Genomic DNA, 22,167 nt, shown 5'->3' with positions numbered 1-22,167 from the left:
GATTCAGCCCCCAGCCTACAATATTTGGGCGAAATCATGCCGCTTGCCGCACTCAAATCCGGCCGTGCCGTCAAAAGGCATCAGCGGGGGGCTTCAGATCCCCGAGTACCCGCTCCTCGCGCAGGATCTCACTATTGAGATCTCGCAGGATGTCGCGGTGTTTGCAGGGGCTCGGCCGACGCATCGCAGTTCCGGCCGACAGTGGCGTATTCCTGGAGCTGATCCAACCGGCGGGCAATGGATTCGTTCAAAACCCGCATGAACCAGGAGAGATCATGCAGCCGGGTGCGGTACTCCGCGGCATATTACTCCACGCGCGCCACCTCGGCGGCCGACAGGGCATCCCCGGCCTCCGACAGATAACGCTGCACCAGCTCCGGGCCGCTGAACAGCTGAGTCCAGCGCGAGAGCACTTCCCTGGCGTCCCCTCTCCTGGCCCGGTGAACGTCCACGCGCAGAACCAGGTGGTAGTGGTTGCTTCATGACCGCACAGGCCGCTACATCAATGGCAAAAACCGACGCCAATTCCCGAGCCCGATCCTCAATCCAGCCCCGTCGATGCTCGTAGTGGGCGCCCGCGACTGAATCCTGACCACAGAGGAACGCTCGCCGCACGCAGCGGGAAACCACGTGATACCAGGGCGTGCCATCGAGGCAGATCACGGCGGCGCGAGGCTGAGCGCCTCCCGGCTGCAATTTTCGACCGTTCATGCATTATCCTGCCGGCAACACCTGGCCGTGCTTCGGCTATTTGTTGCTGATTTTCAGCGATTTACCGTCCTCCGGGCCGTCAGGGCGGCAAGTTGGTGGAAATTTTTTGCCGCCACCGGCTAAAGCTTGCCGCTGGGCGGTCGATAACAGGGTTGAAGGGAGCATTACCGAGACCCATCCGGCTCCCAGACTTTAACGACCCACGGGTTTGAGACCCGGAAACATCAGGTAGGAGAACGGTCATGTCACAGGTCATCAATACTAATGTTGCTTCGCTGAACGCCCAGCGGAACCTCAATGCCACGCAGAATCAGCTGCAGACTTCTTTGGAAAGGCTGTCTTCCGGGTTGCGCATCAACAGCGCTAAGGACGATGCTGCCGGCCTTGCTATATCTGAATCATTTACTGCCCAAATACGAGGGTCGAACCAAGCTGCCCGAAACGCAAATGATGGAATTTCTTTGGCGCAAACCGCTGAGGGTGGTTTGGTTGAAATTACAAATAATCTTCAGCGTTTGAGAGAACTGGCTGTCCAGTCGGCAAACGGTTCTCTTGAAGACAGCGATCGGGCTCAGCTCACAAAGGAAGTTACAGAAATACTCGCCGAAATTGACCGGGTCGCATCAGATACAAAATTTAATGGTAAAACAGTATTAGCAGCAGCAGCTGATATCGACTTGCAAGTGGGTGCAGATGAAGGTCAGACTATCACTATTGCATTAAGTGGCATTGACGCGCAAAACGCTAGCCTCGGGATAGACGGGGTGGATTTAACCACTGCTGCAGGCGCCGCAACGGCGATATCTACAGTGAATGATGCGATTGATGATGTGGCAGGCTTTCGTGCAGAATTAGGCGCCATCCAGAATAGGTTGGAATCTACGGTGGCAAACTTGAACAATACTGTAGAGAATCTGTCAGCCGCCCGCTCCCGCATCCTTGACGCCGACTTCGCCACCGAAACCGCAGAGCTGACCAGAACGCAGATCCTCCAGCAGGCCGGCACCTCAGTACTTGCACAGGCCAACCAGGCCCCGCAGAATGTCCTGGCATTGCTCAACTAATACCCGGGGCTTGAAGTGAACACGAAAGCCCGGGCGACCATCGTCACCCGGGCCTTCGTTCTCCCCGCCATCGGGGGAGGAGAAGGCAGATGGATACAAGAATCAATGTCATACCCATGAACCTGGCGCCCACGCGTCAGGCCAGTGTGCAAGAAGCGGCCGGCAAGGTTTCGCCGCCGGACGCCGGTGGTCAGGGAAAATCCGTGCCTGAGGCTGCAAGTGGGAAGTCGAGCCAGGAATCTGTGCGGCCTGAGGCGCCCAATCCAGCGGATCTGGAAAAGTCCGTGGATGCGGCAGTAGAGCGCATCAATGAGTTTGTCCAGGTGGTTCAGCGGGATCTGCATTTCACGGTGGATGATTCCACAGGGCGCACGGTGGTGAAGGTGATGGACTCGCAAAGCGAGGAGGTCATTCGACAGTTGCCGCCGGACGAAATCCTGGCCGTGGCCGCCCAGATGGAAGAGCTACGCGGCCTGTTGGTCAAGGAGAAGGCCTGATCTGGCGCAGATCTTGTATCTCGAAGATCAGTGCTGAATCCATTCAGGCGGTGCGCGCTGCCCTCGTCGGGTGTCGACGAAGGCAGGGGCGTTCACCGCCCTTTTGAGTTTGCAGGAGGTTGCCGTGAGCACAATCACATCCATGGGCGTTGGGTCGGGGATCAATGTACGCGACTTGGTGGATCAGTTGGTAGCCGCCGAGCGCGAGCCACGGGAAAATCGCATTGCCCGCCAGGAACAACGCTTTGAGGCGCAGATCTCCGGCCTTGGCAAACTCAAGAATGCGCTGTCCGAGTTTGGCTCGACCTTGAGCGGCCTGAGTAGTGCCGGGGATTTCCGGCAAGTGGAAACGCGTGTAGTGAACGAAGGTATGGTCACGGCCAATGCCCGTGATAACGCGCCCATCGGCAATTACGAGGTGGAGGTGGCGCAGCTGGCTCAGTCCCAGCGCCTCGCGACCAGTGCGGATCTTTTCAGCGGAGAAGAGGATTTCGACCCCAAAACAGCGCTGGGGGCCGGAGATGTCACGATTACCCTCGCAGATGGGACCACGGAAACCTTTACTCTATCGGAGAATCGCTCAAGCCTGGAAAATCTCCGGGACGCCATCAATGATCAGTCCGCCAACCTGCGCGCCTCTGTGATTGATGACGGCAACGGGCCACGCCTTACTCTCAGCACCACCCAGACGGGTGAGCAAAATGCCATTTCACGGATTGATGTGAATGCGGACGGGGGGGCGCTGCTCAACAGGCTTGGCTTCAATGCGGCAGACCTTGGCGAGGATCAGGATACCAGCGGCGGTTTCAGACAATTGCGAGCTGCACAGGACGCGATTGTGCTGGTGGATGGCCTGCAAATAACCCGTCCCACCAATGAACTGCGCGGGGTGCTGGATGGCGTGGACCTCACCTTGAATGATGTGGGAACCACGCGTGTGACGGTCGCTGAGCAGGAGGGCACCGCGTTGGAGGCCATCCGTGGGTTTGTGGAGGCCTATAACGAGTTGCGGGGGCAGCTCAATGAGCTTAATGCTTTCAATCCGGAGAGCGAGGAGAGCGGTATCCTGAATGGCGACTCCACGCTGCGCGGTGTGCAGGACCAGATGGCGCGCATGATCAGCAACCCGGTCGAGGGCATGGATGGAACGGTTCGTGCGCTGGCGGATCTTGGCATCAGCACGCAGCGGGATGGCACGCTGGCCATCAACGAGTTCCGGCTGAACGAGCGGTTGAGCGAGGACCGTGAGGCGGTGGTTTCCCTGTTCACCCAGGCTGATACGGGTATCGCGGCGCGGATGAAGGGTGTGGTGGATCAGTTCACTGGCAGGGACAGCATCATCAATAGCCGTACCAAGAGCCTGGAAAAGCAAATGTCCGGGTTGGCCGATGATCGCGACCGCCTGGAATACCGCATGGAGCGCATCGAGGCCCGCTACATCGCCCAGTTCAGTGCCATGGATGCCATGATTGCCCAGATGAACCAGACCAGTCAATTCCTGGATAACCAGTTGAAGGCCTTGCCGGGTAATAACCGCAAGTAAGGCAGCGGGCGGCTAAACTTTTCCCTTGGCTTGCCGATAGCAGGGGTGTGGATTTAAAGACCGCCGGGAGCGTCCAACCATGAATCAAGCAGCCATGCACAGAGGCATTAATCAGTACCAGCAGGTGGGCGCTGCCGGCGCCTCCTTTGCGGACCCGCATCGCCTGATCGAGATGCTCTTCGATGGCGGCATCGACCGCCTGGCCCAGGCCCGCGGTGCGGTGCATCGGGGGGATCGTAGCGCCAAGATCAAGTTCATCGGCAAGGCCTTCGATATCATCGGCGGGCTGCGCGGCGGGCTGGATCTGGATAAGGGCGGCGATATTGCCGTTAATCTGGATAACCTGTACGAATACATGCAGCGCCGCCTGGTCTCGGCCAATGCCCGCAACGATGTGGAGATCCTCGATGAGGTGACCCAGTTGCTCAACGAGATCCGCGAGGCCTGGAAGGCTATTCCCGCCGAGGTGCGGAAGAATCCCACCGCCCATGCGGGGGGTGATCAGCCGGCGGTTCGGCCGGTGGAGTGATTTGAGGGATTTTTAGGCGCCCGGAGTGCGTGTGTACTCCGGGCGCTTTGTCGTTTTTGGGCATGTGTTTTCGCGGCCGAGGGCCGCTCCCACGGGAGGGTGTGATGAGTCAGGGTGTGGAGGATGTACTGGCCGCAGCGGCGGAGCTTGAGCGCCTGGCGCGGCAACGGATCACCTGGGCACAGCAGGGGGAGTGGGATGCCCTGGTGGGCAGCGAGGAGAGGCGGGGTGAACTGGCCGGGCGTATCCGGGTGGATGTGTTTGAGGGCCATGAAGCGCTTGCTCGCGCCCTGGCGGAGCGGTTGACGCGGATACGGGATCTGGATGAGTCCCTGGTGCCGCTGCTGGAGCAGGCCCGGGAGGATCTGGCGGTGGAGTTGCAGAAGGTGCAGAAGAAGGCGGCGGGGGCCAGGGCTTATGATCGGACGTCGCGGGGGGAGAAGGGGTAGCGCTGGCCGGGTGCAGGTTGGGCGGGTGTTCTGGCACAATCACCATAAGCCCATTCTTGAAGGTCAGGGAGACCACCATGACGTTATCCAAAGAGGACATTGAGTTCATCAAGGCCCACATCGGTGAGTGGCTGGCCGAGCAGAGCCTGGGCAAGCCACCGGCGGTGTATGAGGTGGAGTTGCGCGAGCGCATGGTTCGGGTGGAGGAGGAACTCAAGCATCAGCGGGAATTGATGCGGGAAGGATTTGAGCAGATGGACAAGCGCTTTGAGCAGGTGGAAAGGCGCTTTGAGCAGGTGGATAAGCGCTTCGAGCAGGTGGATAAGCGCTTCGAGCAAGTGGACAAGCGCCTTGAGCAAGTGGACAAGCGCCTTGAGCAAGTTGAAAGACGCTTTGATCAGGTGGAAAGGCGGTTCGAACAGATCGATACACGCTTCGAGAAGGTGGATAGCCGTTTCGACCGCATGGAAAAGCGCCATGACCAGCATTTTTTATGGCTCATGGGTTTCATTGCCACCGTGGGTGGGCTGGTGGTGGCAGCGGTCCGGTTGCTCTGAGAACCTTCAACTCCTCCACCCACGCGCATCAAGATCCTTGAGGATGTTGTCGGTCACCTGAACCAGGATGGGCACATACTGATGGCCATTCTGCAGGGCGTTGGCCAGGATGCCTGGGTCGTCGATATATTCGTGGATCATCTGATTGCGCAGTTTGCGCATGGCCAGCCAGGCGTCGGCTGAGGGGATCAACGTCAGGCGTTCGGCCTTGTCCAGGTTGTCGATGGCGGCGCCGGTTTTTTCACCCAGGGCCTCCAGGTGGCGAGGAATGAGTTTGTCCCCCAGGGTGTCCTGCAGGCGCCCAAATCGTGCCACGAAGGCATCAGCGCGTTCGGCCAGGTCAATGTCCTGGGCCAGGGATCTGGCACGTTCCTCGGTGAAGGGTTGAGCAAACAGGCGTTCGTCCGTCAGGGCCAGGTGCCGGGCTTCCTTTTCTGCCAGGTCGGCCAGGAATTTGAGGCGTTGATGTGTTGTAAGTGGCTTGTTCATACTCACAGTATCACGCCTTCTCGATAGGCTACGTCGTGGATGGGCAGGTGTTGAAGGTTGGGGGCGCTCAGCACTACATCAACCCGGCGTCCCTGCAGCTGGCGGCTGATCTTGGCGGAAAGGGTGGCTGAGAGCAGGGCGGGTTGGTCCACCGGTTCATTCAGTTCCACCATGAGGTCCACATCGCCCCCGCGTGCGGTATCGTCCAGACGTGAGCCAAACAGGCGCACCCGTGCAGAAGCCCCGGCATGCTTGGTGACGATGTGACGGATGGTGGTTTGTTGTTGGGGAGTGAGGCGCATGGGGGGAGTGTACTACCTTCGCCTTTGATGGATGATCGGGAGCAACCTGCGGCCCAGGAGCGCGAATCACTCTAATGTTCGAATGTATGCTGGCCATCTATTCCCAGGATTATAGGCCTACTTTCCCGCCCCCTACCTCGCCAGCCGTGCCAGATGCCGCTGATAACGCCGCATCACCAGCAGGTGCCCCACGGCTTGTGTCCATAGGTAGATGTACCAGGGCAGGGCGGGGGCGAAGTCGTGGATGGCGGCCAGGGTGTAGCGGTCATCCAGTACGGTGTGGAACTCGAAACGGCCCTTTTCCTCGACATTTCTGGCCAGCAGGCCACCGGTGATGCGGTAGACCTGACGCCGTGCGTGGCTGGCTTCGGGCGCGTGGGTGAGTTCCAGTATTTTCAGGCGGGGCCAGCGCAGGTGGATGCGGTAGCCGGCGTCGGGCTGAGTGGTGTTGGGGTGGCCGTTTTCCCTTGCGGGGGCGATGACTTCGGTGATCACCAGGGGCCAGCAGCATTGGGTGAGCCAGCGGAAGTAGTTGCCGGCCACCCAGGCGGCGTCCTGCCCTGGGGGGAGGATGATGCGCTGGATGGAGCGCACCCGGCTGTCGCGGCGCAGATGCGCCCGGGTGCGTTTCTGGATGGGTTGACGGGGGCTGGGTTTAAGGCGTTGCCGGGGGTGGTCCAGGGCCTCGTTCAGGGCCTGTTCGAAGGGGATGGCGCCGGGGTTGATGTGCCGTTGCAGGGGGTTGTCGCGGATGACCGTATCCCGGGGCAGGCTGTCGATGACCGGGGCGACCAGGTCGGTGGGGGTGCCGGTCACCCAGCGGGCGCCCAGGGCGGCGATGCGGGCGGGTAGCCAGGGCAGGATGATGAAGCGGCGTTTCAGGTTCAGGAGTCGGGCGGTGGTGCGCAGGGCATCCACGTAGCTGACGTCCTGGGGGCCGCCGATGTCGTGGGGGCCGTTGAATTGTTCCGGTCGGCCCACGGCATGCTGAATGGCTCGGTTCAGGTCCTGCAGGGCGATAGGGCGCGTGACTGAGCGGGCCGAGGGCGGCATGAACAGCACGCCCATGCGCCGCACCAGTTCCACCATGAGTCGGCTGGCGGAGCCACCGGGGCCCACCACCAGGCCGGCGCGCAGCACGGTAACCGGCACGCCATGGGCCGCGAGTACCATTTCCACTTCCCGTCGGCTCCACAGCAGGGTGGAGATGCGGAAGCTGTCGGGGATGTAGCCGCCGACGAAGAGGATCTGTTTCACGCCATTGGCGGCGGCGGCCCGGGCGAAGTTGTCGGCCAGGACCAGGTCCATGTCCCGGGGTGCGGCCTGGGTGAGCCGGGAGGAGGGGGCCAGGGAGTGCACCAGGTAGATGGCGTAGTCACACCCTTGCAGTGCCTGGGTGACGTCGTCCTGGGAGAAGAGGTCGCAATGCTGCCACTGGATGCAGGCCTCGGGGTCGGGTGTTTCGGCCCGGGCCGGGGAGCGGGTGAGTGCGGTCACCGGGTATTCCCGGGCCAGTTCCCGGCACAGGGTGGTGCCAATGAACCCGCTGGCACCGGCCACGGTGATGCGGGGGGTGTTGAGGGGGCATGCGGGGGAACGCGTTCTTTTCTGGGTTCCAAGTATCGGTTTCACTGGTCAATGCTAGCACAGGGATTCTCGAAAATAGTTCTTGAAATTCCATTTTCGATTGCACATCCTGCAACCAAGTGTCCGATAAGAAAGCATGCTCATGCGACCGTCTGTTTTGCTTGACATGAACCGCAGTGCCGTGCGTGAGGCGGTAGGCCGCTTCCGCACTGCGAACCCGCGTGTCTTTGGTTCGGTGCTGCATGGTACCGACCAGGTTGGGAGCGACCTTGATCTACTGGTTGATGCGCTGCCCGGTGCGACTCTATTGGACTTGGGCGATTTGGAAGAAGAGTTGAAATCGCTGCTCGGCGTGGACGTTAATCTGCTGACATCCGGCGATTTGCCGCCAAAGTTCCGGGCCAAGGTGCTTGCGGAGGCGAAACCCGTATGAGCAAAAACCGACTACCCGACTACCTCGATCACATACAGCAGGCCGCAGCCGATGCGCGCAGCTTCGTGGAAGGGCTGACCAAATGGGGGTGAACGGCACGCCATTCCCGCAGAAGGATGAGCAGTGGCAGGGCCATGCCAACGATGAGCATGGGGGCCGGGATGAGTTGGGGGTGAATGAGGTAGAGTAGCGGCGCGCCTAGCAGGGCCACGCCGTAGCCGATGCCACCCTGTATGATGGCGCCGATAATGAGGACGAGGGTGGCCAGGAGCCATTGAGGGAGGGAGAGGGGGAAGTCCATGGTTGGGTTGGCGTTGAGTCATTCAACCTTCGGTCATGAACCTGGCTCGCATGGTGGTCACGAAGGTTTCAGCCTGCTCGACCATGTCCTTCGCGTCGGAAGGTTCAACCGAGGCCCCGTTGTAGTCAGCCACCAGCCGGATTTCGTGTGCCCGGTTCAGCAGGCGGCCTACCTCTCTCGATACCGGGCCATTCTTCACCAGAAAGTTGCCGAAGGCTCCGATCAGGCCGCTATGGCTACGACCAACATCTGAAGTGACGGGTGCGCCTGACGCCAGCAGAGCCGCACGGGCTGCATCGAACATGGCATAGTACGCGCGGTTGGCCGCGCCATCCATGTCGCCTAACTCAAGCAAGATGCGGGCAGATGCACAAGCAGTGTCGGCTTTACCCATCAGTGCTTTGGGCACCAATTGCTGTTTGTTCAGCATCTTGACAACCGAATTCCATCCCGATCGATATTGCGCAGCAAGGCGGGGTTGGAGTAGTTCTCAGGGTGCTCCCATTCGTCGAGCCAGATCGGCAGTGGCGAGATGAGTATGCCGGTTTCGAGTAGAACATCGAAGGCGACATCAGCCATGTCCAGTTTGGTAGGTAAGAAGCGTTGATGCTCACCGCGTAGCAGAACGGCGACGTCCGCGTCACTGTCTGGGCGATGCGTGCCACGAGCACGACTGCCATAGACGATCGCTGCCGCTACGTCGTAGCGACTCGTGATCAAGCCAAGAAAGCGCCGGACAGCTTCCTCTGTGTGATGGTCGATTTGCTTCATGGGGAAAAACAACAGAACCTAGTCTCATGATCGCCCCAGGCCAAGGAGAAAGCAATATGCATATCCGGTCTTGGTCTGCACCACCTCGGGATGAAGGGGGCGCCGTGAGTCTTTCAAGAGAACTATGAATGCCTGATTTTCAGAACTTTACTGCCCAGCACCGCTTCTGCGTCGCGCCGATGATGGAGTGGACTGACCGCCACTGCCGGTACTTTCTGCGCCTGCTCAGCCGTCGGGCCTTCCTGTATACCGAGATGGTCACCACCGGGGCCCTGATTCATGGGGACCGGGAGCGCTTTCTGGCCTTTGATCCGGCTGAGCATCCCGTGGCGCTGCAACTGGGTGGCTCGGAGCCGGGGGATCTGGCCCGGTGCGCCGTCATGGCTCAGGATGCTGGATATGATGAGGTGAACCTGAACGTGGGGTGTCCGTCGGATCGGGTGAGTTCCGGGCGGTTTGGGGCGTCTTTGATGAGGGAGCCGGAGCGGGTGGCGGATTGTGTGCGAGCCATGGGCGAGGCGGTGGATATCCCGGTGACGGTGAAGCATCGGATCGGGATCGATGATCTGGATTCTTATGAGTTTTTGGCGGGATTCGTGGATAAGGTGGCCTCGGCAGGCTGTCAGCTGTTCATCGTGCATGCCCGCAAGGCCTGGCTGCAGGGACTGAGCCCGAAGCAGAATCGGGAGATCCCGCCTCTGTGCTACGAGCGTGTGCATCAGTTGAAGGCGGATTTCCCCCATCTCTCCATCATCATCAATGGGGGCTGACTACCCTGGATGCCTGTCAGGCGCAGATGGAGCATGTGGATGGGGTGATGATGGGGCGGGAGGCCTATTACAACCCTGGGATCCTGGCGGAGGTGGACCGTCTGCTTTATGGCGAGCAGGGACCGGTGCCCACGCCCCATGAGGTGGTGGAGCGTTTCGTGCCCTATGTGGAGGCGCGTCTGGCCGAGGGTGTGCCCCTGCAGGCCATGACGCGGCATATCCTGGGGCTGTTCCCGGGTATGCCCGGGGCGCGGGCCTGGCGGCGGCATATCAGCGAGAATGCCCACCGCGCCGGTGCCGGCGCGGAGGTGATTCTTGAAGCAGTGGGGAAGGTGCGGCGTCCTGTTTAGACCCGCCGCGCCTGATCCCCTGCATTTCCCGTGTACCGCCCTGGGGTGAGTTCCTTCAGGCTGGCCTTGGCTTCTTCCGGGATCTCCAGGCTGTCGATGAATACGCGCAGGCTGGGGCCGTCGATGCGTTGGCCGCGGGTGAGTTCCTTGAGCTTTTCGTAGGGTTTTTCCACACCATAGCGGCGCATGACCGTCTGGATGGGTTCGGCCAGGACTTCCCAGTTGGCTTCCAGGTCGGCGTCCAGGCGGGCGGTGTCGGCTTCCAGTTTGGTGAGGCCCTTGCTCAGGGCCTGGTAGGCGATGACCGACCACGCGAAACCCAGGCCGATGTTGCGCAGCACAGTGGAGTCGGTGAGGTCACGCTGCCAGCGGGAGATGGGGAGTTTGCCGGCCAGGTGATCCAGCACGGCGTTGGCCAGGCCCAGGTTGCCCTCGGCATTTTCGAAGTCGATGGGGTTCACCTTGTGGGGCATGGTGGATGAACCCACCTCGCCGGCCACCACCCGCTGCTTGAAATAGCCCAGGGAGATGTAGCCCCACACGTCACGGGAGAAGTCGATCAGCACGGTGTTGAAGCGGGCCAGGGCGTGGAACATCTCGGCCATGTAGTCGTGGGGTTCGATCTGGATGGTGTAGGGGTTCATCTCCAGGCCCAGCTTTTCGATGAAGCCCTGGCTCAGGGCTTCCCAGTCCACTTCCGGATAGGCACTCAGGTGGGCGTTGAAGTTGCCCACGGCGCCGTTCATCTTGCCCTTGAGCACCACATCGGCCACCTGGTTGCGGGCGATCCTGAGGCGATGCACCACGTTGGCCATCTCCTTGCCCAGGGTGGTGGGGGAGGCGGGCTGGCCGTGGGTGCGGGACAGCATGGGCTGGTCGGCGTGGCGATGGGCCAGGGTCTTGATGGACTGGATCACCTCGTCCATCAGCGGCAGCATGGCCTGCCCCCGGGCATGCTTGAGCATCAGGGCATAGGCCAGGTTGTTGATGTCCTCGGAGGTGCAGGCGAAGTGGAAGAACTCGCTGATGGCCTCCAGTTCCTTGTTGCCCGCGATCTTCTCCTTGAGGAAATACTCCACCGCCTTCACGTCGTGATTGGTGGTGCTCTCGATGTTCTTCACCCGCCGGGCATCTTCTTCGGAGAAGTTTTCGACGATGCCGTTGAGGATCTGCACCCCATGCTCGCTCAGGGTTGGCACTTCGGTGATGCCGGGGTGGTCTGCCAGGGCCTTGAGCCACTCCACCTCCACCTGAACGCGATGGCGGATCAGGCCGAATTCGCTGAAGATGGGGCGCAGCATTTCGGTCTTGTTGCCGTAGCGTCCGTCCACCGGGGCGATGGCGGTGAGGGTCGAAAGATCCATGGGAGCTTCTCCGGGGGCTTGCGAAAAAGGCCGTGGATTATACTACAGGTGAGTCCAATGCAGTTGGCAGGAGTGTGAACATGCCGAAAGATCGGATCGAGCAGGACAGCATGGGCCAGGTGAAGGTGCCCGGCGATGCCCTCTACGGGGCACAGACCCAGCGGGCCGTGGACAACTTTCACATGAGCGGGCGGCCCATGCCGCCCGTCTTCATTCAGGCCCTGGGTCAGGTGAAGGCGGCCTGCGCCCAGGTGAATGCGGAACTGGGGCTGCTGCCGGCCGGGATGGCCCAGGCCATCATCCAGGCAGCCGAGGAGGTGGCCCAGGGTCTTCATGGGGACCAGTTTCCCGTGGATGTCTTTCAGACCGGGAGCGGCACCAGCACCCACATGAACGCCAACGAGGTGATTGCCCACCTGGCGGCGCGGCAATTAGGTGAGGTGGTTCACCCCAATGATCATGTGAACCTGGGGCAGAGTTCGAACGATGTGATCCCCACCACGCTGCATGTGGCCGCACGGGTGGCCCTGGAGCGGGATCTGATCCCGGCCCTGATTGATCTGGCCGATGGGCTGGATCAACGGGCGGTGGAATACCGGCATGTGGTCAAGACCGGGCGTACTCACCTGATGGATGCCATGCCGGTGCGCCTGGATCAGGAGATCGGTGCATGGGTGCAGCAGCTGCGCTACGGGGTGGAGCGGCTGGAGGATGCCGGCGAGCGTATCGAGGAGCTGGCCATCGGTGGCACGGCCGTGGGTACGGGGGTGAATGCCCATCCCGAGTTCGGCGAGCGGGTGGCGGCGGCCTTGTCGCGTCGCACGGGTGTGGCCTTCGTGCCCAAGCCGGACCGCTTCGAGGCCCTGGGGGCGCAGGACGCCGCCGTGGAGATGAGCGGGCAACTCAAGACGGTGGCAGTGAGCCTGATGAAGATCTGCAACGATCTGCGCTGGATGAACTCCGGGCCGCTGTCCGGGCTGGGAGAGATCGCCCTGCCGGCGTTGCAGCCGGGCAGCAGCATCATGCCGGGCAAGGTGAACCCGGTGGCCCCCGAGGCGGTGGCCATGGGGTGTGCGCGGGTGATGGGCAATGACACCACCATCACCATTGCCGGGCAGTCGGGAAACTTCCAGCTGAACGTGATGTTACCGGTGATAGCGGATGCATTGCTTGAAAGCGTTCAGCTCCTGGCGGGCGGAGCGCGCCTGCTCCTGGAGCGGGTGGTGGCAGGATTGACCGTCAATGAGGAGCGCCTGAGTGATGCCCTGTCGAGAAATCCGGTGCTGGTGACGGCCCTGAATCCGCTGATTGGCTATGAGAAGGGGGCGGAGATTGCCAAGAAAGCCTATGCGGAGGGGCGGTCGGTGCTGGAGGTGGCCATGGAGATGACAGACCTGGATGAGGCAGAATTGAGAAAGTGGCTTGATCCCATTGAGATGACGGGGAAGAAAGATAGAGGGTAGGCGGGCGGAGCCATCTTCCCCTCAGGCGCTCATCTTCAGGACGATGCAGACTTTGCCTTCACGGACTCAGAACCCCGAAGGTATTCGCACAACTCATCGTACGGCAGCGGCCGACTGAAGTAGAACCCCTGCACCGATTCGCAGTCCAGGCCCTTGAGAAAATCCAGCTGATGCCGGGCTTCCACCCCTTCGGCCACCACCTCCAGCCCGAGCCCCTTGGCCATGGCGACAATGGCCTTGACGATGGCCGCGTCGTCGCGGTCCTGGGGGATGCCGCGGATGAAGGAGCGGTCGATCTTCAGGGTGTGGAGGGGGAAGTGCTTGAGCTGGTTCAGGGAGGAATAGCCGGTACCGAAGTCATCCACCGCCAGACGGAAACCCAGCTGCTGCATTTCCCCGAAGATCTCCACGGCCTTGTCGATGTCCCGCATGATGGTGCTCTCGGTCAGCTCCAGTTCGATCTGCGAGGCCTGGATGCCGGCATCACGGATGATGGCGGCATACTGGGCGGCCAGGTCCGCCTGGCGAAACTGGCGTGGTGAGAGGTTGATGGCCATGCGGGGCACGGGCAGCCCCGTGCTTTCTAAGCGCTTCATGTCTGCACAGGCCCGCCGCACCACCCACAGGCCCAACTGTTCGATCAGGCCGGTATCCTCGGCCACGGGGATGAAATGAGCAGGGTTCAAGTAGCCCTTTTCCGGGTGTTCCCAGCGCACCAGCGCCTCAAGGCCCTCCACCTTGCCAGTGGCCAGTGAGATCTGCGGTTGGTAGTGCAGCTGGAACTCGTCCCGGTCCAGCGCCTTGGAGAGCTCGTTCTCCAGCATCAGGTGCCTGTAGGTCTGGGCGTTGATGTCCTGGGTGTAGAAGTGATAATGATTGCGGCCACGCTGCTTGGCTTCATACATGGCGGCATCGGCATTCTTGATGAGGGTGTCCACGTCCCGCCCGTCGAAGGGGTGGATGCTGATGCCTGCGCTGCAGGTGAGAAACACCGGGTGACCGTGGATCACGTATTCACAACTTACGTTGTTGAGCAGGTGCTGCGCAAAACGGGCCAGCAGGTCCAGGGAATCCACGCGATCCAGGATGATGCCGAATTCATCTCCCCCCAGGCGCGACAGGGTGACATTGCCTTCGTCCAGGTGATGGTGGCCAAGTAGTTCGGTGTCGGCCAGGATGCCGCGGAGGTTGTCGGCCAGGGTCTTGATCAGGTGATCACCGCAACCATGGCCCAGGCTGTCGTTCACGCGCTTGAAGTGATCCAGATCCATGAGGATGACGGCCACATGACTGCTGTCGTCCTCATCCCCGGCATGGCCCTTCTGGATGAGTTGATGCAGGCGATCGCTGAATAGCACGCGGTTGGGCAGGCCGGTGAGGGCGTCGTGGCTGTACTGGTGGGCCAGTTCCATGGACTGGCGTTCGCTGATCTTCTTGAGCGTCTGGTGCTGGTGTTCCATCAGGGTGTACAGCGCTGCGCTCTCCAGGGCGTAGGCGGCATTGAACAGGACGATGGAGAGCACCTTCATGCCCGGATCGCGAGGGTGTACTGGCTGCCCCCGGGTGCGGCCCACGAACATGCCGCGAATGCGCGTGCGGGAGGAGATGACGTGCAGCACCACGTGGTCGTTGCGCGCGCCTTCTTTTTCGTCATTCCCAGGGCAGGGCAGGCAGACCGGATGGTTCTGGTTGAGGGCCCAGGAGAACATGCCCTCGTCGATGAGTCGTTCCACGATGGCCTCCAGCTCGGGGCCCTCGCATCCCGCCTGACGAAAGCCCAGATGGAAGCTGGACTCATCGTCCACGGTGTAATAACCGGCGTCTTCCAGGGGCAGAATGCGCCCTACGCACTCATGGGTGCTCTCCAGGATGGCAGCCACATCCCGACTCTGACTGTGATCGCCGAAGATGGCGGTCATGGAGGTGAGCACGTCCATGGCATAGTGATGCCATTGACCGGCCTGTTCCAGATGCCGGACCCGTTCGCGCAGGTAGTCCACGTCGGGCTGTGCTTCGTCTTCGTTTTGGGTCATATGCATCCTGGCCCCCGGCCTATGCCAGGAACACTTCCACCGCCTGGGCGTAATGCTGCTCAGTATAGGCGGTGACCTGTTCAAGCAAGGTTTCAGGCAGGGCGATCCGCGCCCAGGCCTGTTCATCGATGGGCGGCACCAGGCGCTCGCCGCTGGAGCCCATGCGCAGGGCGTTGGTCATGCTGTCGGCGGCATGGACCACCGCTGTTTCCACGGGATAGCGCTGCGCCTCGTTGGGGGCGTGATGGCATCGCACGGGTTCGTGCAGGGCCACTGGCAGCTGCCAGCGTTCCAGGAGGTCGCCACCGAGCTGGGCATGATTAAAGCCCAGCGCCCACTGCTCCTCCCGGAACAGCAGGTCATGGCTGTGTTCGCGGGCCTCAAGGACCCTGGTCATGGAGTCTGTCATGTGCATGTACATCACCAGCCGACCGATGTCGTGGAGCAGGCCGGCCACATAGAACCGTTCCACATTGGCCTCGCGGCGAAAACTGGCCAGCGAACGGGCCAGCAGGGCGCAGCCAATGCTGTGGCGCCAGAAGGATTCCATATCGACGCCGGTAATGGGCATGCCCTCGAAATGACGGATCACCGTGGCCGCCAGCGCCAGGTCCCGCAGCTGCTGAGTGCCAATGATGCTGATGGCCCGCTGGATGGAATGGATGCCGCCGGGCAGGGCGTAGAGGCTGCTGTTGGCGATGCGCAGCACCTTGGTCGCCAGCGCCGCATCCGACTCAATCACCGAGGCCATGGCCTCGAAGGAGCTGTTGGGGTCGTTGATGGCACTTTCTATGCGGTGGTAGACGTCGGACAGGGTGCCCAGTTTCGGGTCCCGGGCCAGGATGTCATCCAGGCAGGCTTTGGTCATGATTGGCTCTTGAGCTGGATGGCAGAGGCCAGGCGTCGGGTGGCCAGATCGAACAGGGTGTGCATGACGGACTGCCGGAGGTCGCAGTGCCGGAAGGCATTGAGCATGACGGCCTCGGCCTGCTGGTAGGCCTTTTCATCAACGGGGGGTGGGGGCTCCCTGGAAGGCTGGCTATTGTCCGTCGCGCTGGCCGGTGCCTCCTGCCAGATGGCCACCTGGGCGACGCCCCAGGTCTTGAGCACCCTTAGATGCTTGTCCTTGAGGGGAATGCCGGCGGACAACAAAAGGCGACCACTGCGATCCCGAACGTCTTCAGCGAGAACGCTTCCGGCATCGGCCTGGTCGGCGGGGATCGTCCTTTTCATGTCGATCATGCCTGCTCCGCTGGAAACGGCTTATGAGGAATCCTGCTAGGGAGTTTAGCCGCTTCGTGCCTATGGGAATTGTCAAAGTACCGGGACTGACTCCATTGGGCAAGGGGGAAGGGGACGGGCGGATACAAGGCTCCGCCCGTCGTGTGTGGAGGAAGGATGAAGGGAGGGTCAGGCGGCCGCCAGTTGGCGCAGCACGTAGTGCAGGATGCCGCCGTGGCGGTAGTATTCCCATTCCTTGGGCGTGTCGATGCGCACCCGAGCCTGGAAGCGCATTTCCTTGCCGTCGTCGCCCTTGGCCGTCACGGTGACCTCGCCGGGTTCGCCCTCCAGGCCACTGATATCGAAGCGTTCATGGCCGGTGAGTCCCAGGCTCTCGGCATTGTCACCGTCCTTGAACTGCAGGGGCAGTACGCCAAAGCCCACCAGGTTGGAGCGGTGGATGCGCTCGAAGCTCTGGGCGATGACGGCGCGGATGCCCAGGAGTCGCGTGCCCTTGGCCGCCCAGTCCCGGGAAGAGCCGGTGCCATATTCCTTGCCGGCCAGCACCACCAGGGGCACGTTTTCTTCCTGGTAGCGCATGGCGGCGTCGTACACGCTCATCTGCTCATCGCTGGGCACGTGGGTGGTCCAGCCGCCCTCGGTGCCCGGCGCCATGCGATTGCGCAGACGCACATTGGCGAAGGTGCCGCGCATCATCACCTCATGATTACCGCGGCGTGAGCCATAGGAATTGAATTCCTTGGGTTCGATGCCGTGGGACTGCAGGTATTCACCTGCGGGGCTCTCGGGGTGAATGCCACCAGCCGGGGAGATGTGGTCGGTGGTGATGGAGTCACCCACCATCACCAGGCAGCGGGCGCCGGTCACATCCCCGGGAGCTTCGGGTTCCATGCTCATGCCCTCGAAGTAGGGCGGGTTCTTCACATAGGTGGATTCGGCCCAGTCGTAGAGCTCCGATTCGGTGACGCCGATCTTCTTCCAGTTGGCATCCCCCTGGAAAACGTCGGCGTATTTTTCCTGGTACATGGCCGAGGAGATATTGGCCTGCATCAGTTCGTTGATCTCTGCCTGGGTGGGCCAGACATCCTTGAGGTAGACGGGTTGCCCGTCCTTGCCAGTGCCCAGGGGATGCTTGTAAAGGTCCACGGTCATGGAGCCGGCCAGTGCGTAGGCCACCACCAGCGGCGGCGAGGCCAGGTAGTTGGTGCGCACATCCGAGTGGATGCGACCCTCGAAGTTGCGGTTGCCCGAGAGCACCGAGGACACCATCAGATCCCCTTCCTTGATGGCCTGACCGATGGGTTCGGGGAGGGGGCCGGCGTTACCGATACAGGTGGTGCAGCCAAAGCCCACCACGGAGAAGCCCAGGGCCTCCAGGGGCTTGAGCAGGCCGGCCTTTTGCAGGTAGGCAGGCACCACCTGGGAGCCGGGGGCCAGGGAGGTCTTTACCCAGGGCTTGGGCGTGAGGCCCTTTTCGTGGGCCTTTTTCGCCACCAGGCCAGCGGCCAGCAGCACGGCCGGGTTGGAGGTATTGGTGCAGGAGGTGATGGCGGCGATCACCACGGCGCCGTGCTTGAGCAGGTGCTTTTCGCCATCCATCTCGTATTCCACGGCGCCCTTTTCGTGGGCGTCGTCCACCCCGGGTGCGGCGTGGCCGCCCTCACCGGCGAAGCGTTCTTCATCATCGCCCTCAGGGCAGGCATGGTGCTCCCTGAGAAACTCATCCAGGGTATCCATGAAGTTGCCGCGGGCCTGATCCAGGGGGATGCGGTCCTGGGGACGCTTGGGGCCGGCCAGGCTGGGGACGATGCTGCCCAGGTCCAGTTCCAGGATTTCGCTGTAGTCGGCCTCACGGGCGCCGGTATCGCGCCACAGGCCCTGGGCACGGGCATAGGTTTCCACCAGGGCTACCTGTTCATCGGTGCGGCCCGAAAGGCGCAGGTAGGTGAGGGTCTCCTTGTCCACGGGGAAGATGCCGCAGGTGGCGCCGTATTCCGGGGCCATGTTGGCAATGGTGGCGCGATCCGCCAGAGGCAGGTAATCCAGGCCGTCGCCGAAGAACTCCACGAACTTGCCTACCACGCCCTGCTTGCGCAGGATCTGGGTGACGGTGAGCACCAGGTCGGTGGCGGTGGCGCCTTCCGGGAGCTTGCCGTTGAGCTTGAAGCCCACCACCTGAGGGATGAGCATGGAGATGGGCTGGCCCAGCATGGCCGCCTCGGCCTCGATGCCGCCCACGCCCCAGCCCAGCACGCCCAAGCCGTTGATCATGGTGGTGTGGGAGTCGGTGCCCACCAGGGTGTCCGGGTAGGCGTGGTATTCGCCGTTGTCCTCGCGCACGAACACGGTCTGGGCCAGGTATTCCAGGTTCACCTGATGCACGATGCCGGTGCCCGGGGGCACGACGCGGAAGTTCTCGAAGGCCTTCTGACCCCAGCGCAGGAACTGGTAGCGCTCCTTGTTGCGGTGGTATTCCAGCTTGATGTTCAGGTCCAGGGAGTCGGCCTTGCCGAAGTGGTCCACCATCACCGAGTGGTCGATCACCAGGTCCACGGGGGCCAGGGGGTTGATGCGATTGGGATCCTTGCCCAGGGCCTTCATGGCATCGCGCATGGCGGCCAGGTCCACCACGGCGGGCACGCCGGTGAAGTCCTGCAGCACCACGCGAGCGGGGGTGAAGGCGATCTCCTGGGTGGGTTCGGCCCGGGCGTCCCAGTTGAGCAGGGCGTTGACGTGCTCCTGGGTGATATTGTTGCCATCCTCGTTGCGCAGCAGATTCTCCAGCAGCACCTTGAGGGAATAGGGAAGGCGGTCCACGTCGTGGTGGGCCTTCAGCGGCTCCAGGCTACTGATGTGGTAGGTCTTGTCTTGTACCTGGAGGGTGGTGCGAGTGTTGAATGTGTCGGTCATCGTGCGTCCCTCTTGGTTTGTTTTTATCGGGGCAAACTGTCGACAATCGTGACCTGCCGCCCCTGCTGGTTTAGAATGCTGCCGCGCAATAAAGATTGTTGTCAAAATAACCTAGTGACACCAAGGGATCATACATCCCTCCCCGCCCTGCGGGGCAGCCTAGCAGAGGGTTCTACTGTGCTCGAAGCCTATCGCCAACACGTTCAGGAACGCGAAGCCCAAGGGGTGCCGCCCAAACCGCTCGACGCCGGGATGACCGCGGATCTGGTGGAATTGCTCAAGAACCCGCCCAAGGGCGAGGAGCAGTTCCTGCTGGACCTGATCACCCATCGCGTGCCGCCGGGTGTGGATGAGGCCGCCTATGTGAAGGCCGGGTTCCTGTCCGCCGTGGCCAAGGGGGAAGCCAGCTCCCCGCTGATCGACCGCAAGCGCGCCGTGGAACTGCTGGGCACCATGCAGGGCGGCTACAACATCGCCACCCTGGTGGAACTGCTGGACGACGCGGAACTGGCCGAGGCCGCCGCCACCGAACTCAAGCATACCCTGCTGATGTTCGATGCCTTCCATGACGTGGAAGAGCGGGCCAAGGCCGGCAACGCCCATGCTCAGGGTGTGATGCAGTCCTGGGCCGAGGCGGAATGGTTCCTCAGCCGCAACGCCCTGCCGGAAAAACTTACCGTGACCATCTTCAAGGTGCCCGGCGAGACCAACACCGATGACCTGTCGCCGGCCCCGGATGCCTGGAGCCGCCCGGACATCCCCCTGCATGCCAAGGCCATGTACAAGAACCCGCGCGAGGGGGTCACCGACGCCGAGGCCCAGATCAGGGAACTCAAGCAGAAGGGTCATCCCGTGGCCATGGTGGGCGACGTGGTGGGTACCGGTTCCTCCCGCAAGTCCGCCACCAACTCGGTGCTGTGGAACATCGGCGATGATCTGCCCTACGTACCCAACAAGCGCTTCGGCGGTGTGTGCATGGGTGGCAAGATTGCGCCGATCTTCTTCAATACCATGGAAGACGCCGGCGCCCTGCCCATCGAACTGGATGTGAACGCCCTGGAGATGGGCGATGTGGTGGACATCTACCCCTATGAGGGCAAGGTCTGCCGTCATGGCAGCGACGAGGTGATCACCACCTTTGAACTGCGCACCCCGGTGATGCTGGACGAAGTGCGCGCCGGTGGCCGTATCCCGCTGATCATCGGTCGCGGCCTGACCGACCGTGCCCGTGAGTCCCTGGGCCTTGCGGCCTCGGATGTCTTCAAGCGCCCCGAGGTCCCGGCCGATAGCGGCAAGGGCTTCACCCTGGCCCAGAAGATGGTGGGCAAGGCCTGCGGTGTGGCGGGCGTGCGCCCGGGCACCTATTGCGAGCCGCGCATGACCACCGTGGGTTCCCAGGACACCACCGGCCCCATGACCCGCGACGAACTGAAGGACCTGGCCTGTCTGGGCTTCCAGGCGGACCTGGTGATGCAGTCGTTCTGCCACACGGCGGCGTATCCCAAGCCGGTGGATGTGCAGACCCATCACACCCTGCCGGACTTCATCATGAACCGCGCCGGTGTGGCGCTGCGCCCGGGGGATGGCATCATCCACTCCTGGCTGAACCGCATGCTGCTGCCCGACACCGTGGGCACCGGCGGCGACTCCCACACCCGTTTCCCCATCGGCATCTCCTTCCCGGCCGGTTCCGGTCTGGTGGCCTTTGCCGCCGCCACGGGCGTGATGCCCCTGGACATGCCTGAATCGGTTCTGGTGCGCTTCAAGGGTGAGCGTCAGCCGGGCATCACCCTGCGTGACCTGGTGCATGCCATTCCCCATGCGGCCATCCAGCAGGGTCTGCTCACCGTGGAGAAGAAGGGCAAGAAGAACATCTTCTCCGGTCGGGTGCTGGAGATCGAAGGACTGGATGACCTCACCGTCGAGCAGGCCTTCGAGCTCTCCGATGCCTCTGCCGAGCGTTCTGCCGGCGGTTGCACCATCAGTCTGTCCGAGGAGCGGGTGGCCGAGTACCTGCGTTCCAACGTGACCATGCTGCGCTGGATGATCTCCAATGGTTATGGCGACCCACGCACCCTGGAGCGTCGCGCCAAGGCCATGGAAGACTGGCTGGCCGATCCCAAGCTGATGCGTGCCGACAAGGATGCCGAGTATGCGGCGGTGATCGAGATCGACCTGAGCGAGATCAAGGAGCCCATCCTGTGCGCCCCCAACGACCCGGACGATGCCCGTCTGCTGTCCGAGGTGGCCGGTGGCAACATCGATGAGGTGTTCATCGGTTCCTGCATGACCAACATCGGTCACTTCCGTGCTGCCGGCAAGCTGCTGGAGAAGTTCCAGGGCGGTGAGCTGCCCACTCGCCTGTGGCTGTCGCCACCCACGCGGATGGATCAGCGTCAGCTCACGGAAGAAGGGTATTACGGTATCTACGGCCGTGCCGGTGCTCGTATGGAAATGCCTGGTTGCTCCCTGTGCATGGGCAACCAGGCCCGCGTGGCCCCGGGGGCAAAGGTGGTCTCCACCTCCACCCGCAACTTCCCCAACCGCCTGGGGGATGGTGCCGATGTGTTCCTGGCCTCGGCCGAGGTGGCTGCGGTGGCGGCGGTGCTGGGTCGTCTGCCCACGCCTCAGGAGTATCTGGAGTATGCCGCCGACCTGAACACCATGGCGGGCGAGGTATACCGGTATCTGAACTTTGATCAGTTGCCGGAGTATGAGGAAGCCGCGCGGAAGGTGATTCCGGTGGCAGCGGCGTAACCTGGAATAGCCCCTCTCCCTTTGGGGAGAGGGGTTTCCATCTGC

Annotated in this window: 20 protein-coding genes and 2 pseudogenes; 10 read left to right on the top strand and 12 right to left on the bottom strand. The window is 62.1% G+C overall.

Going from position 1 to position 22,167, the window contains the following annotated elements; translation table 11 throughout:
* Positions 1–218: 218 nt before the first annotated feature.
* Positions 219–711 (bottom strand): annotated as a pseudogene (locus tag ECTOBSL9_RS17630) (transposase); the annotation flags it as partial.
* Between the two features lie 242 nt (positions 712–953).
* Between ECTOBSL9_RS17630 and ECTOBSL9_RS13600 the strand changes: the two are divergent.
* The 6 genes from ECTOBSL9_RS13600 to ECTOBSL9_RS13575 all read left to right on the top strand — a co-directional run bounded on the left by ECTOBSL9_RS13600 (position 954) and on the right by ECTOBSL9_RS13575 (position 5,350).
* Complete coding sequence (locus ECTOBSL9_RS13600; protein WP_063465493.1) at positions 954–1,775, top strand: flagellin; 822 nt, start codon at positions 954–956, stop codon at positions 1,773–1,775.
* Between the two features lie 89 nt (positions 1,776–1,864).
* Positions 1,865–2,272 (top strand): flagellar protein FlaG, encoded by a 408-nt coding sequence (locus ECTOBSL9_RS13595; RefSeq protein WP_063465492.1) that lies wholly within the window; start codon positions 1,865–1,867, stop codon positions 2,270–2,272.
* A 124-nt stretch (positions 2,273–2,396) separates the two neighbouring features.
* Positions 2,397–3,815, top strand: a complete 1,419-nt coding sequence (gene fliD, locus ECTOBSL9_RS13590) for a flagellar filament capping protein FliD (protein ID WP_240480992.1) — start codon at positions 2,397–2,399, stop codon at positions 3,813–3,815.
* A gap of 94 nt (positions 3,816–3,909) precedes the next feature.
* Entirely contained in the window at positions 3,910–4,344 is a 435-nt protein-coding gene (gene fliS, locus ECTOBSL9_RS13585; protein WP_240480991.1) for a flagellar export chaperone FliS, read from the top strand.
* A gap of 104 nt (positions 4,345–4,448) precedes the next feature.
* Positions 4,449–4,793, top strand: a complete 345-nt coding sequence (locus tag ECTOBSL9_RS13580; protein WP_063465489.1) for a flagellar protein FliT — start codon at positions 4,449–4,451, stop codon at positions 4,791–4,793.
* 77 nt (positions 4,794–4,870) lie between these two features.
* Positions 4,871–5,350, top strand: a complete 480-nt coding sequence (locus tag ECTOBSL9_RS13575; RefSeq protein WP_063465488.1) for a hypothetical protein — start codon at positions 4,871–4,873, stop codon at positions 5,348–5,350.
* Positions 5,351–5,356: 6 nt separating this feature from the next.
* Here the strand turns inward: ECTOBSL9_RS13575 and ECTOBSL9_RS13570 are convergent, their stop codons facing one another.
* From ECTOBSL9_RS13570 to ECTOBSL9_RS13560, 3 genes are all read right to left on the bottom strand, one after another.
* Positions 5,357–5,839 (bottom strand): hypothetical protein, encoded by a 483-nt coding sequence (locus ECTOBSL9_RS13570; protein ID WP_063465487.1) that lies wholly within the window; start codon positions 5,837–5,839, stop codon positions 5,357–5,359.
* 2 nt (positions 5,840–5,841) lie between these two features.
* Positions 5,842–6,141 (bottom strand): nucleotidyltransferase domain-containing protein, encoded by a 300-nt coding sequence (locus ECTOBSL9_RS13565; RefSeq protein WP_063465486.1) that lies wholly within the window; start codon positions 6,139–6,141, stop codon positions 5,842–5,844.
* 132 nt (positions 6,142–6,273) lie between these two features.
* Positions 6,274–7,773, bottom strand: a complete 1,500-nt coding sequence (locus ECTOBSL9_RS13560) for an NAD(P)H-binding protein (protein ID WP_240480990.1) — start codon at positions 7,771–7,773, stop codon at positions 6,274–6,276.
* Positions 7,774–7,870: 97 nt separating this feature from the next.
* Here ECTOBSL9_RS13560 and ECTOBSL9_RS13555 point away from each other — a divergent pair, with 97 nt between their 5' ends.
* Positions 7,871–8,161, top strand: coding sequence for a nucleotidyltransferase family protein (locus ECTOBSL9_RS13555; RefSeq protein ID WP_063466211.1), 291 nt, complete (start codon positions 7,871–7,873; stop codon positions 8,159–8,161).
* Between the two features lie 28 nt (positions 8,162–8,189).
* On the opposite strand, the gene ECTOBSL9_RS13550 is transcribed toward ECTOBSL9_RS13555, so the two are convergent.
* Genes ECTOBSL9_RS13550 through ECTOBSL9_RS13540 form a run of 3 tightly spaced genes read right to left on the bottom strand, consistent with a single transcriptional unit; the run spans position 8,190 to position 9,233 of the window.
* Positions 8,190–8,462, bottom strand: coding sequence for a hypothetical protein (locus ECTOBSL9_RS13550; protein ID WP_063465485.1), 273 nt, complete (start codon positions 8,460–8,462; stop codon positions 8,190–8,192).
* A 22-nt stretch (positions 8,463–8,484) separates the two neighbouring features.
* Positions 8,485–8,892 (bottom strand): HEPN domain-containing protein, encoded by a 408-nt coding sequence (locus ECTOBSL9_RS13545; protein ID WP_205631973.1) that lies wholly within the window; start codon positions 8,890–8,892, stop codon positions 8,485–8,487.
* The gene (locus ECTOBSL9_RS13540; protein ID WP_063466209.1) at positions 8,886–9,233 is read right to left on the bottom strand and encodes a nucleotidyltransferase domain-containing protein; all 348 of its coding nucleotides are present in this window, start codon (positions 9,231–9,233) and stop codon (positions 8,886–8,888) included. The genes ECTOBSL9_RS13545 and ECTOBSL9_RS13540 overlap by 7 nt, the downstream gene beginning before the upstream one ends.
* 179 nt (positions 9,234–9,412) lie before the next feature.
* On the opposite strand from ECTOBSL9_RS13540, the pseudogene dusA reads away from it, so the two are divergent.
* Positions 9,413–10,353, top strand: a pseudogene (gene dusA / locus ECTOBSL9_RS13535) (tRNA dihydrouridine(20/20a) synthase DusA).
* Here dusA and purB read toward each other — a convergent pair.
* Positions 10,350–11,717: an adenylosuccinate lyase gene (purB, locus tag ECTOBSL9_RS13530; RefSeq protein ID WP_063465484.1), complete on the bottom strand. Its 1,368-nt coding sequence runs from the start codon at positions 11,715–11,717 to the stop codon at positions 10,350–10,352. The pseudogene dusA and the gene purB sit on opposite strands and share 4 nt — an antisense overlap.
* Before the next feature lie 74 nt (positions 11,718–11,791).
* Between purB and ECTOBSL9_RS13525 the strand changes: the two genes are divergently transcribed.
* Positions 11,792–13,180, top strand: coding sequence for an aspartate ammonia-lyase (locus ECTOBSL9_RS13525; protein ID WP_063465483.1), 1,389 nt, complete (start codon positions 11,792–11,794; stop codon positions 13,178–13,180).
* Between the two features lie 35 nt (positions 13,181–13,215).
* Here the strand turns inward: ECTOBSL9_RS13525 and ECTOBSL9_RS13520 are convergent, their stop codons facing one another.
* The 4 genes from ECTOBSL9_RS13520 to acnA form a co-directional block, all read right to left on the bottom strand.
* Positions 13,216–15,213, bottom strand: a complete 1,998-nt coding sequence (locus tag ECTOBSL9_RS13520) for a bifunctional diguanylate cyclase/phosphodiesterase (protein ID WP_063465482.1) — start codon at positions 15,211–15,213, stop codon at positions 13,216–13,218.
* A gap of 19 nt (positions 15,214–15,232) precedes the next feature.
* On the bottom strand, positions 15,233–16,081 hold the full coding sequence (locus tag ECTOBSL9_RS13515; RefSeq protein ID WP_063465481.1) for an HDOD domain-containing protein: 849 nt from the start codon (positions 16,079–16,081) through the stop codon (positions 15,233–15,235).
* Positions 16,078–16,455, bottom strand: a complete 378-nt coding sequence (locus ECTOBSL9_RS13510) for a hypothetical protein (RefSeq protein ID WP_082829941.1) — start codon at positions 16,453–16,455, stop codon at positions 16,078–16,080. The genes ECTOBSL9_RS13515 and ECTOBSL9_RS13510 overlap by 4 nt, the downstream gene beginning before the upstream one ends.
* Before the next feature lie 168 nt (positions 16,456–16,623).
* Positions 16,624–19,365: an aconitate hydratase AcnA gene (gene acnA / locus ECTOBSL9_RS13505; protein ID WP_063465480.1), complete on the bottom strand. Its 2,742-nt coding sequence runs from the start codon at positions 19,363–19,365 to the stop codon at positions 16,624–16,626.
* Positions 19,366–19,542: 177 nt separating this feature from the next.
* Here acnA and acnB point away from each other — a divergent pair, with 177 nt between their 5' ends.
* Entirely contained in the window at positions 19,543–22,122 is a 2,580-nt protein-coding gene (gene acnB / locus ECTOBSL9_RS13500) for a bifunctional aconitate hydratase 2/2-methylisocitrate dehydratase (RefSeq protein WP_063465479.1), read from the top strand.
* The last annotated feature ends 45 nt before the right edge of the window (positions 22,123–22,167 follow it).

This window comes from Ectothiorhodospira sp. BSL-9, from assembly GCF_001632845.1.
Classification (GTDB): Bacteria; Pseudomonadota; Gammaproteobacteria; order Ectothiorhodospirales; family Ectothiorhodospiraceae; genus Ectothiorhodospira.
The sequence above is the reverse complement of the archived record's forward strand: the minus strand, read 5'-3'. Positions and strand labels throughout refer to the sequence as shown.